This is a genomic window from Marinomonas sp. S3726 (assembly GCF_000967665.1).
Taxonomy (GTDB): Bacteria; Pseudomonadota; Gammaproteobacteria; order Pseudomonadales; family Marinomonadaceae; genus Marinomonas.
The window spans coordinates 20,893-32,843 of record NZ_JXYC01000031.1; the positions used below are offsets into that span (position 1 = coordinate 20,893).

Sequence of the window (11,951 nt, forward strand, 5' to 3'; positions counted from 1 at the left end):
GTTTTTTTTGATGAATGGGCGCCTATTATGCTTGGGTATTAAGGTAATAGGCGCTCAGGGTGTTTTAAATATTGATAGACCCAAATGGCATGCCCATGCGAGTTGGGGTAGTTGCTTCTAAATGGTCTTCCCAGTTGTTTGCGTCTGCTCCAAATAATACAATTGCAGTTGAGCCAAGTTTAAAGCGACCCATTTCCTCGCCTTTTTTCAACTCTACTTGATTAAGCTTATCGTAATCCCAAGTGACCACATTTTTATTGAAAGGCGTAACTTGTCCTGCCCAAATGGTTTCAATGCTTGCGACTATCATGGCGCCAACTAAAATCACAGCCATAGGTCCGACAGCCGTTTCAAATATGCAGACAGTGCGCTCATTTCTAGCAAAAACATTTGGTATTTGTTCAGCTGTTACCTTGTTTACTGAGAATAGCTTGCCAGGAATATGAATCATCTTGGTTAGCTTACCGTCAATTGGCATATGAACCCTGTGATAATCTTTAGGGGAGAGGTAAACAGTCGCAAATTTCCCTCCAATAAAGCGGTTTGATAATTCTGCATCGCCGCCGAGTAGGCTGGTTAGGCTATAGGTGTGGCCTTTTGCTTGTAGAAGGGTGCCGTACTCAATATCTCCAAGTTGGCTGATTGCTCCATCTGCAGGGCATGCAATAGCCTTGTCGTCTGATGCTATTGGTCTTAGCTCTGGTTTGATTGCACGGGTAAAAAATGCATTAAAGTTTTTATAGGATTGAGGGTTTGGTTCAATTGCTTCATTCATATCTACTTGATATTTTTTAATGAAATTTTGAATGAATGTATCTTTAACCCAAGTGTTTTCGCATTCAGCAAGACGACCAGCTAGGCGAGATAATGTCTTTTGAGGGGTTAGGTGTTGTGCTAAGGCAAAGAGTTGATCTCTGTTCACTGGTTTATCCTTTTACTTTCAGGGTATTTAATAGTTTAAGTTGTTAAAAGCGTTTGCTTAGAATACTTGAAATTCGTTTAGTATTTATAAAGTCATTTTCAGAAAAAGATGTGTTGCTTCCTATCCAAATAATCTTCCAGTTAGACGGTCCGCTTTTGAAAGAGGTTAATATTAGATTTTGATTTTCCGTTAATTCTGGCGTTAAAGTGTTAGGTAGATATCTAATGATTTGGTTTAATTTCTTTTCGTCAAATAAAACAGCACTTGGTGTTTTTAATAGTTTCTCAAAAACCTTATTTGTATGGTCCCATTTAGTCTGTTTTAAGCGGGCTAAATCAAAACCATACTGTAGGCTGACTTTGAGTTTATTTTGCTCGTTATCAAAATTAAGGATAAGGATTTGACTCGCTGGTGCTATTAATTTTTTAATAACTTTAATGCTCATAATTAAGCATTCTTTATCTGTTGCCTGATCTGACTTAGCTAATTTTTGTAATGCAGAAAGGGGTGTTTCTTTTTGCGACTTTACAGGTTTTTTTGCTTTTTGATATAGATCTGGAGAAAGCAGAAACTTGGCTAGTGGTACTTTATATGGGCTAGGAAAGAGTTTGGCAGACTCTACACAGGCTGCATGTGCTGCTCTAATGCTTTTAGCTTGCTTGCAATGCAGTGCTGCTGAGATAACTTTATAATAATTCTCTAAGCCTTTGCTGTCCCAGCCTAATTGGTTAGCAATATGTGCTGTTTTACTTGCGCATACGGCAAAAAGAAGAGAATGATTTGCAAGAAAGTTTAAGCGTCTGTCATCCGGGTCAACAGGAACGTTTTCTGGATCACGAGTCAGGTCAGCAAGTGCTTTAAGCTCTCTGCCTGTTGGTGTGTTTTCTGTTTTGAAGGAGTCAATTATGATGCTAGGAATTTCCCAGTATTGAAATAGCTTGACTGTGAGTTGATCTATTCGGCATCCAAAAATAGCTTCTTCTGCTTCTTTGGGTTTCATTCCTTGCTTTAAATTCTGGGTTAATTTATGCATGGTTTCATAACAATAAAACCAAAGTAGCCATTTCACAGCATCTCTAAAAAAAGTTATCCAAAAAATCTCTTCATTATTTGCGTGACGTTTTTCGATAGACCAAAACTTTGCAATAGATGCCGCTTCATAGCTAATCTGAACTTGCCTAAGAAATTCACAGTGAGCGCGATTGTTGTTTGAAAACTGGCATGGATAAAGCTGTTTTGTGATCTTTTCTAGGCCATCAATCCCGACCATAGACACAGCATGAGTTGGGGTCTTAATTTGATTATTGTTATTTTTTGCAATTTGATTGGCCACAGATATTGACATGAAGCCAATAAAAGGCTCGGCTAAAATACTGTGTTGAAGCCCGTCAATAGCGCCTTGTGGCGACTTAAGCTGGTTTTGAAGTTTAGTTAGGTTGTCTGAGCCAACAGGAAACTTCTTATCCTTAAGGTATATTAGCCATTCTTCTAGGCTTGAGGGGGACTTGTCGCTCATAGGTGTTTACATTAAAGCTCTGTAAGTTGTTGCTCTATTCGATAAAATGATAAATCAGTATTGTGATTTATCATACTTTATAATGTGCAATGTGCATACATCGTAGATCGTAGGAAGAAAAATATGTTTGTGATAGTAGGGATGGTTATCGTCATTGTCAGTGTTGTGACTGGTTATATGGCTTCCCATGGAGAAATGATTGCGTTATGGCAGCCCTTTGAAGTCTTAATCATTTGTGGCTCAGCTTTAGGCGCTTTCATGGTTGCAAACCCTTGGCACCTTCAAAAACGTATTTTTAAACTCATGCCTCAAGCATTTTTAGGTAGTCGTCATAATGAACGTTATTACCTTGGTTTAATGGCGTTGATGTACACATTGTTTTTTAGGAGTCGGCAAGAAGGCTTTTTAGCGATTGAGGATCATATTGAAGCGCCTTATGAAAGTGAGCTCTTTCAATCATTTCCTGACCTATTAAGGGATCATGAAATGGTTGAATTTATTACAGATAACTATCGGATTTTTATTTTAACTGGCTTACCTGCTCATGAATTTGAGGCGATTATTGATGCTGAAATTGAAAAAATCGCGGAAGACTTAGTTGCACCTGGCCACGCTGTTAATAAAGTGGCTGAAGCTCTACCTGGGTTTGGTATTGTTGCAGCGGTATTGGGTATTGTTATTACCATGGGGTCGATTGGTGGTGCCATGGAGCTAATTGGCGCACACGTTGCGGCTGCCTTGGTGGGGACTTTCTTAGGTGTGTTTTTTGCCTATGGTTTTGTTGGTCCGCTTGCCTCTCATCTTGAAGGATTAGGGGAGCATGAATTAAAAGCTTATAACGCGGTTAAGGCTTGCTTGGTTTCCACTGTCTCTGGTTTTTCGCCGGGCGCTGCAGTAGAAACTGGACGTAAGTTATTACCATCCGAAGAGCGACCTTCATTTGCAGAGTTAGCTGAATATGTTCGAACTTACCGCTAACTTATTGCTATGTTTGTTTAGGGAATTATGCTGCTTGGAGAGGGTGTATGGCTGAAACATCAGGACCGATAATACGTCGAGTTAAAAAAGTTAAAAAGGGTGGGCATCATGGCGGTGCCTGGAAAATTGCTTTGGCAGATTTTGCTTTAGCTATGATGGCTTTTTTTCTTGTCATGTGGATTATTAATGTGGCTTCACCTGAAGAGCTATCGGCAATTCAGGGGTACTTTAATGACCCGCAAGGTGCATCAACGGCAGGCTTTAGTAATCATCCTATTGATTTGGGGGGTAGTCCTGCTAAGAGTACTGAGAAAAAAATTGATCTAAATTTACCTGACCCTGGCAGTGTGCAAAAACCTGATTCGGTTGAAGAAAGGGCAAACTCTCACCATGACCTTGTTGCTGAGCAAGAGCAGGCTGACCTTGCTGCAATGCTAGGGCAAAAGTTATCTGGTAATGAGGCTTTTGAGGCACTAAAAGAGAATTTGCAAATCGAGATTACGCCAGATGGTATTCGAGTCACCTTGCTGGATAAAATCCATAAGCCCATGTTTGCTGCAGGGAGTGGTCGTCTTACGCCAGACTTCGAGATCGCTTTATTAAATATTGGCCAGGTATTATCTGGTTTGAAAAATAGATTGGTGGTTTCTGGCCATACGGACTCATCTGCATACTCTTTTGCTGGTCTTGGTAACTGGGAGCTATCTTCAATGCGTGCGAATGAAGCTCGTAGATTGTTAAGGGAGGGTGGCACTGTTGATGAGCGCTTTGTTCAGGTGATGGGGCTATCTGATACAGTTCCGTACAATGAGGATGAGCCAGAAGCGGGCATTAATAGAAGGGTAAGTATATTGTTGTTAACCAGTGCGGCCTATAAAAGAATGCAGGAACGTAATCGCTTAATTTATGGTGCTGCAAGGGAAGAGGGTATTGAGATCGCACCTGAAGCTGTTTTTTAGCCTGCTTTGATGTGACTTTTATATTCTAGGGCTTTTTGAGTTAGGTGTAGCTGTTCAAAAAGCCCTTTTATGTTAAAGGTTTTCTAGAATGGAGTTTTTGATTCTCAGGAAGCTTTGATAGCGAATGTCTGAGATTTTATTTTCTTCTCGTGCCTGTTGAAGTGCACAGCCTGGTTCTTCTTCATGGGCACAATCTCTGAATCGGCAATAGCCAATGTGTTCTCGAAATTCGATAAAGCCTTCTAACAGTTCTTCAATGCTGATATGCCATAGACCAAATTCACGAATTCCTGGGGAGTCAATTAAGTCACCGCCTTTAGGCATGTGAAAAAGTCTCGCTGTGGTGGTTGTGTGAGTGCCTTTTTTACGTTTTTGGGACAATTCGCCAACCGATAAATCAACACCGGGTAAAAGTGTATTGACTAAAGATGATTTACCGACACCAGACTGTCCTACAAAAACGCTAGTCTTATCACCTAAAAAGTCATATAGCTCATCCATGCTGTCTTTTTGTTTAGTGGATGTTCTTAGCACCTGATAACCAAGGTCTTCATAAGTTTTGAGTAAGCTATCTAAGTTGTCTCTATTACTGTCATCAATCAAGTCAATTTTGTTTAAAAGGATAACAGGTGGAATACCTGCTGTTTCTGCTGCAACTAGATAGCGATCAATCAGGTTTGCATGAGCAAGAGGTTCAGCAGCGACTACAACAATGATGTGGTTAATGTTGGCTGCGATAGGTTTTAAACGGCCATGCATATCTGGACGACATAGATCATTGTCTCTGTCTAACCGTGCAACAACAACGCCGCCTTCTTGTTGATTAGCTCGCCAAACAACTTTATCGCCTGTCACCAACTGACCGAGGTTTGCTCTTAAATTGCAACGGGTCGCAACCTTTACATCACTTTCGTTAATGCTTTCTACTTCCACTTGAGTGCCAAAGTGCGAAAGGATTAGGCCTTCAGTTTCAGGGCCTAGGTCTGAAGATAAAAGTGCTTCTTCCGCTTTGGTGTTGCGCTTGCTAACGCGTTTACTGCGCTCAGCTTGAATTTTTTCAATGCGCCAAGTTTGTTGTTTCGTGAGTTTTCTTTTAGACATTATCTCAAGTGGGTCCTTTATTAAGGCGCATAGAGTATAATGCCTAGCATTGAGAATAAAGGTTTGAATGCATCATGAGTTTAGATAAAGAGAATTTGGTCTGGATTGACCTTGAGATGACAGGCTTAGACCCAGATAAAAACACTATTATTGAAATTGCAACAATAGTGACAGACAAGCATTTAAATGTGCTTGCTGAAGGGCCTAATGTTGCAATTCATCAGTCCCGTGAAATTATGGATGCTATGGATGAGTGGTGCACAACTCATCATGGACAGTCAGGTTTAACTCAACGTGTTATAGAAACAAGCATGACAATGGCGCAAGCTGAGCTTGAGACGATTCAGTTTTTGGAAAAGTATGTACCTAAAGGGGCTTCACCCATATGCGGTAATAGCGTTGGTCAAGACCGTCGTTTTCTTTATCGCTACATGCCAGAGTTAGAGGCTTTTTTCCATTATCGTTATATTGATGTGAGTACAATTAAAGAATTAACTAAGCGCTGGCAACCTGATGTTTTAACAGGCTTTAGTAAAAAGGGCTCTCATTTAGCAATGGATGATATAAAAGAGTCTATTGCTGAACTTGCTTATTATAAGGCGAATGTTTTTAATTTTGATTCTCAGGATGCTTGCGAATAACTTCTCCTGCCTCAGTGTGTGGATCAAAGTCTCTAGATTTGTAGCGAGGAACGCGACTTAATAGTTATTCTATTGATAGGTTTTCAGCGTCAAGGCAGAGCTTTTAGGCCACGCCCTTCGGGTCTTTGAATAATGCCTAGGTGGCATTCCAGAAAAAGTAACGACTTGTGTGATACTTTTTCTGATAAGGCTGATAAAGGGTAGTTTAATCACTGTTTCCTTTGCTCCCAGTTTGATGCTGACTACTATTTAGAGGTCAGCGTCAAGTTGTGTGTTTTATCTGTTTGCTAAGTAGTAAATTTATTAGAGACAAGATAGAATCGAAAATCGGTATTTCACATAATTGGTTTTCTCCCTCTCTGGTAGATCGAGTTTCCCCTTAAGGCAATTTGCCTGCTTGTAATAAATGCTTTTGTCATATTTCTGTCATATGTTTAATTTAACGTCATAGGCTTTATACTCTTAACTAATGCTAAGAGTGATAAATATTGGCGGGGTTTTGATTAGGCTTAAGTATATAAAGTGTTTTTTGCCTAAAGTTAATTTGAATACCGAATGAAATAAAAGTGGTTTAGCCCAAGAAAGCGGCGTTAGAAAGTTGATAATAGCTTTACAAAAAACGTAATAGTCGAAGATATAAATATAGAATTGCACAGAAAGAGGTCGAAATGACAAAGTTAGATTACGAACTGTTTGGCGAAGATGCCATGGAAATGTTTGGCGAAGAATTAGCAAAAATATTAGTGAATGTGAATTTAGTAAATTTGAATGGTAATTTGGGAATGGGAAAAACAACCCTAGTGAGAGGGTTGTTGAAAGGGTTAGGCTATGTGGGGCCAGTTAAGAGTCCAACATATACCATAGTCGAGCCTTATGAATTAGAAGAAAAAAACATTTATCATTTTGATTTGTATCGTGTTGCTGATCCCGAAGAGCTTGAGTTTATGGGAATTAGAGATTATTTCGAACAAGATAGTTTGTGTTTGGTTGAGTGGCCTGAAATGGGGCAAGGTTGTTTGCCTGAAGTTGATGTGAATATTCATATTGACCTCATTAGAAATGGTCGTAAAGTGAGTTTAGAGGCTGTCAGTGAGAAGGGTGCTGCTGCACTATTAGGATTTGATCAAGCTCTAGCCTGCTAAGATAAAATCAAGACCTGCATTGAGATCGTCAAAGGCAAGCGTTATAGTGTGCTCTTAACGCTTGCAGCTGTCTGATATGTATGAAAAAAATCTACCAATTTACGCTTAATTTATTCTTTATTTTCAGTTTCTTTTTTACTGTTAGTGCTGTTGGTGCAACAGTAAAAGATGTGCGTATTGCTCAAGAAAATGGCTTAACAAGACTTATTTTTGATTTGTCCTCTCCTGTTTCACATAGGTTGTTTCCCCTTTCAAATCCAGATCGTGTGGTATTAGACCTTCAAGATGCTGAATTAGCTACTAAGTTGCAAAACAAATTAGCTAGTATCTCCTCTGGGGTGTTACGCAAATTACGTGCGGGTAAGCGTGATGATGGTACTCGATTTGTTTTAGACTTAAATCAAAAGGTTAAAGCGAAAAGTAGCGTGCTTGGAGCAAATGCTAAGTATGGGCCAAGAGTTATGGTCGAGCTTAGTTATGGCAAAAAAGTTAATTTAAGTGTGCCTGTAAAAACGACTAAGAATATAGCAAATGTTAAGCGAGACATTGTTATCGTTGTAGATGCAGGGCATGGGGGTAAAGATCCTGGTGCGCTAGGGCAATATAAAGTGCGAGAAAAAGATATTGTGCTATCTATTGCTAAAGAGTTAGCCCGAAAACTTAATAGAGTCGATGGTTTTAAGGCCGTCTTAACGCGTTCAAGTGATATTTATCTTAAGTTGCGTGAAAGGTCGAAAATTGCTCGTGAGGCAAATGCTGATTTATTAGTTTCAATTCATGCTGATGCCTTTACAAACCCTAAAGCGAGGGGGGCTTCTGTTTGGGCCTTGTCTTTGAGTGGTAAAACGAGTGAAATGGGGCGCTGGTTGGCGCAACAGGAGCAGTCTGCAGAGCTAGTGGGTGGCATTTCTTTAGATGACAAAGATCAGTTGTTGGCTGAGGTTTTATTAGACATGTCTATGAACTCTAAAATTCAGTTTAGTCTTGATATTGGTTCTAAAGTGCTAACTCAAATGGATAAGGTTGCGCACATGCATAAGAATACTGTGCAGCAAGCTGGCTTTGTTGTACTTAAGTCGCCTGATATCCCTTCTATTTTAGTTGAAACTGGATTTGTTTCTAATTCAACAGAAGCAAAAAATTTAGGAAGTGCTGGCTATCGAAAAAAGCTAGCGACAGCTATGTCTAAAGGTATTGTTCAGGCATTTACCGCTAATCCTCCTGAAGGCTCGCTTTTGTCTTGGCAGCAACAAAATAAAGGTAGAGTATCTTCCTATGTTGTTTCTAAGGGTGATACTTTATCTGAAATAGCTCGAAAAAATCGTGTTTCAATTACTGCACTTAGAAAGGCGAACACATTAAAAAATGATGTGATCTGGATTGGCCAAAAGTTAGTTATACCTGCTGGTTGAGCGACCATTAAAAATTGTCAAACGCCATAAATATTCCTCATCAAGAGTTTTTGATTAAATCATGCAAAGAATTAATTTGTTATCCCCTCGCTTAGCTAACCAAATAGCAGCAGGTGAAGTTGTTGAGCGACCAGCCTCTGTTGTTAAAGAGTTGCTCGAGAATAGTTTGGATGCAGGTGCAACTCAACTTGATGTGGAAGTTGAGCAAGGCGGTGTAAGGCAAATAAAGATTCGAGATAATGGATCGGGCATAGTAAAGGACGACTTGGCTTTGGCTCTAAGTCGTCATGCTACTAGCAAGATTCATACACTTGATGATTTAGAAGCCGTGCAGTCTTTGGGTTTTCGAGGTGAGGCTTTAGCCAGTATTAGCTCGGTTTCTCGATTACTTTTAACTTCTAAAGCTAAAGGTGAGCAGGATGCTTGGCGAGTCGAGGCAGAAGGTAAGGATATGGGTGCTAATGTGCGACCCGCGTCTCACCCAGATGGTACTTGTATTGAAGTTAGGGATTTATTTTTTAATACGCCAGCAAGACGAAAGTTTCTACGCACGGATAAAACAGAATTTAATCATTTAAGTGAGGTGGTGAAACGCCTTGCTTTGAGTCGATATGATGTTGCATTTCGTTTAAGTCATGATGGTAAACAAATATATGACTTACGCGCAGTTACTGATCAAATGCATGCTGAGCATAGATTGGCATCTTTGCTTGGAAAAAGCTTTGTACAAAATGCTTTAGCTATAGATGTTGAGGCGGCTGGGTTGCGTTTATGGGGATGGATAGGCTTGCCAACCTTTTCTCGTTCTCAAGCTGACTTGCAGTACTTTTTTGTTAATGGACGTGTCGTTAAAGATAAGCTTGTGGCCCATGCTGTTCGTCAAGCATATAGAGATGTTTTGTATAACGGCCGTCATCCCACGTTTGTTTTATATTTAGAGTTGGATCCAGCGACTGTGGATGTAAATGTTCATCCGACTAAGCATGAAGTTAGGTTTCGTGATGGGCGCTTAGTGCATGATTTTTTATTTAGTAAAATTCATAAGGTACTTGCGGACGTTAGGCCTGAAGCGGTTGCAGATGAAGCTGTTGAAGCGGCTCAAGTTGAAGAAATTACTCATCAAAATAGTTTAGCGCTTGCGAACAGGCCAACATCGCCTTCTGAAGGAGGGTTTGGGGCTAATTCTAATGCTTGGATGAGTGCTGCGCCTGGGAGCCAATCTCAATCTGGTCAAATAAGCGGTCAGTTGGGTGTAATGTCGCAAATGTCTAATTTTGCCAATGAGGTATCTTCAAGTGCGCCAGCGGGGAATGTTAATCCGCTGACAGGTGAAATTATTTCACGCCCCGAACTTTATAAAGAGGGTGTTGAGGAAGCCGAAAGAAGTGGTATGCCGCCATTAGGCTTTGCTATCGCGCAATTACATGGCATTTATATTTTGTCTGAGAATCAGCAAGGGTTAATTGTTGTTGATATGCATGCAGCTCATGAGCGTATTTTGTATGAAAAAATGAAAAATGCTTTCTATGCTAAGCAGATTGTATCTCAACCATTGTTAGTGCCTATTAATATCGCTGTTTCTCAAAGTGAAGCAGACTTGGTTGAAGAAACTGATGATGTCTTTAACTCCTTTGGGCTGCGAGTTGAGCGATCTGGACCAGAAAGTATTATGGTGCGAGAAGTGCCCGTAATTTTAAGTCAGGGTCATGTAGAGAATTTGGTGAGAGATGTAGTAAGTGATCTTATTGTGCATGGCGCCACAGATATTTTAGAAGCTAGGTCAAACGAATTGATGGCAACTATGGCGTGTCATGGTTCAGTTAGAGCAAATAGAAGGCTAACTATTGCAGAGATGAATAGTCTGCTTAGAGATATGGAGATTACAGAGCGCAGTGGTCAGTGCAATCATGGGCGTCCTACTTGGACGCAAATGACAATGTCAGAATTAGATAAATTGTTTTTAAGAGGTCGTTAGTCTTGGTTGAAGATAAGGCTCAAGTTGTTTGTTTGATGGGGCCGACAGCGGCAGGTAAGACAGGTTTAGCTGTTGAAATGGCGGATTCCCATGGGTATGAAATTATCAGTGTTGATTCTGCGTTGGTTTATCGAGGAATGGATATAGGTACAGCAAAGCCTGATGCACAAATGTTAGCCAAAGCGCCTCATAGATTGATTGATATTTTAGAGCCTGATCAAGCATATTCTGCCGCTGACTTTGTGCTTGATGCAAAAAAAGAAATTGCTGATATTTTAGCAAAAGGAAAAAAGCCACTGCTTGTTGGTGGCACCATGATGTATTTTAACGCCTTGATGAAAGGGCTTGCTAAAATGCCTCAGGCTGATGCCGAAATGAGAGCGAAAATTGAAGCTGAGGCGGCTAAATGTGGTTGGCCGCATCTGCATGAAGAATTACAAAGGCTAGATCCTGAATCTGCTAAGCGAATTCATCCAAATGACCCTCAAAGGTTGCAGAGGGCGATTGAGGTTTGTAGGCTTTCTGGGCGTTCAATGACGTCTTTATGGGCAGAGCAGGCAGAAAATGCTAATGATTATAATTATGTCAGTATTGCTGTGATGCCAAATGAGCGTGCTGTTCTGCATGAAAGAATTGAGCAGCGTTTTCAGATGATGGTGGAGCAAGGCTTTTTATCAGAAGTGGAGCGATTGTTTCAGCGAGGTGATCTTAATGTTGATATGCCATCTATTCGATGTGTTGGTTATCGACAAATGTGGGCGCACCTTGCGGGTGAATGTGATCTAGATGAGGCTGTTTATCGGGGGGTTGTCGCAACTCGTCAATTAGCTAAAAGGCAGGTTACTTGGTTGAGAAGTTGGGAGAATCTTCAGGTTTTTGATACTTTTGATAAAGATCTTTTGTCGAAGGCCTTGAAATACCTTTGAAGCAGGATTATATAGGGTAAACAAGAAAGAAATAATGTAGTATCTACAATATTGTTTTAATGAGGTTTAATTTGAATCTCAAGTCAATTTTTTTAAGGAGATGACAATGTCAAAAGGGCAATCACTACAAGACCCTTATCTGAATGTTTTACGTAAAGAGAGAGTGCCTGTCTCTATCTTTTTAGTAAACGGTATTAAGTTGCAAGGTCAAATTGAGTCATTTGACCAGTTTGTTATCTTGCTAAAGAACACAGTGAGTCAAATGGTTTACAAGCATGCGATTTCAACTGTTGTTCCTTCTCGTACAATTCGTATTCCATCTCCTGATCAGCCAGAAGATGCTGCTGAATAGTTTGTCTTGTTAAAAGATAAACTGAGG

Annotated in this window: 11 protein-coding genes; 8 read left to right on the forward strand and 3 right to left on the reverse strand. The window is 40.2% G+C overall.

Translation table 11 applies throughout. From position 1 onward, the window contains the following. Positions 1-64 precede the first annotated feature (64 nt). Positions 65-922 carry an archaetidylserine decarboxylase gene (gene asd, locus TW85_RS20615; protein WP_046019043.1) on the reverse strand — a complete coding sequence of 286 codons (858 nt, stop codon included), beginning with the start codon at positions 920-922 and terminating at the stop codon, positions 65-67. Between the two features lie 43 nt (positions 923-965). Then, a complete protein-coding gene (locus TW85_RS20620) occupies positions 966-2,438 on the reverse strand; it encodes an HDOD domain-containing protein (protein WP_046019044.1) in 1,473 nt (490 codons plus the stop codon). Positions 2,439-2,561: 123 nt separating this feature from the next. Between TW85_RS20620 and motA the strand changes: the two genes are divergently transcribed. Next, positions 2,562-3,416, forward strand: coding sequence for a flagellar motor stator protein MotA (gene motA, locus TW85_RS20625; protein WP_046019045.1), 855 nt, complete (start codon positions 2,562-2,564; stop codon positions 3,414-3,416). 47 nt (positions 3,417-3,463) lie between these two features. After that, on the forward strand, positions 3,464-4,375 hold the full coding sequence (locus TW85_RS20630) for a flagellar motor protein MotB (RefSeq protein ID WP_046019046.1): 912 nt from the start codon (positions 3,464-3,466) through the stop codon (positions 4,373-4,375). Between the two features lie 72 nt (positions 4,376-4,447). Here the strand turns inward: TW85_RS20630 and rsgA are convergent, their stop codons facing one another. Next, positions 4,448-5,476 (reverse strand): small ribosomal subunit biogenesis GTPase RsgA, encoded by a 1,029-nt coding sequence (rsgA, locus tag TW85_RS20635; protein ID WP_046019047.1) that lies wholly within the window; start codon positions 5,474-5,476, stop codon positions 4,448-4,450. Between the two features lie 74 nt (positions 5,477-5,550). Here rsgA and orn point away from each other — a divergent pair, with 74 nt between their 5' ends. The 6 genes from orn to hfq all read left to right on the forward strand — a co-directional run bounded on the left by orn (position 5,551) and on the right by hfq (position 11,924). After that, positions 5,551-6,117, forward strand: coding sequence for an oligoribonuclease (gene orn / locus TW85_RS20640; RefSeq protein WP_046019048.1), 567 nt, complete (start codon positions 5,551-5,553; stop codon positions 6,115-6,117). Positions 6,118-6,785: 668 nt separating this feature from the next. Then, on the forward strand, positions 6,786-7,259 hold the full coding sequence (tsaE, locus tag TW85_RS20645) for a tRNA (adenosine(37)-N6)-threonylcarbamoyltransferase complex ATPase subunit type 1 TsaE (protein ID WP_046019049.1): 474 nt from the start codon (positions 6,786-6,788) through the stop codon (positions 7,257-7,259). 80 nt (positions 7,260-7,339) lie between these two features. Further along, positions 7,340-8,671 (forward strand): N-acetylmuramoyl-L-alanine amidase, encoded by a 1,332-nt coding sequence (locus TW85_RS20650; RefSeq protein WP_046019050.1) that lies wholly within the window; start codon positions 7,340-7,342, stop codon positions 8,669-8,671. Between the two features lie 61 nt (positions 8,672-8,732). Then, positions 8,733-10,646 carry a DNA mismatch repair endonuclease MutL gene (gene mutL, locus TW85_RS20655; protein ID WP_046019051.1) on the forward strand — a complete coding sequence of 638 codons (1,914 nt, stop codon included), beginning with the start codon at positions 8,733-8,735 and terminating at the stop codon, positions 10,644-10,646. A gap of 2 nt (positions 10,647-10,648) precedes the next feature. Further along, positions 10,649-11,572, forward strand: a complete 924-nt coding sequence (gene miaA / locus TW85_RS20660) for a tRNA (adenosine(37)-N6)-dimethylallyltransferase MiaA (protein ID WP_272947177.1) — start codon at positions 10,649-10,651, stop codon at positions 11,570-11,572. Between the two features lie 106 nt (positions 11,573-11,678). Next, a complete protein-coding gene (gene hfq, locus TW85_RS20665) occupies positions 11,679-11,924 on the forward strand; it encodes an RNA chaperone Hfq (RefSeq protein WP_036179762.1) in 246 nt (81 codons plus the stop codon). The last annotated feature ends 27 nt before the right edge of the window (positions 11,925-11,951 follow it).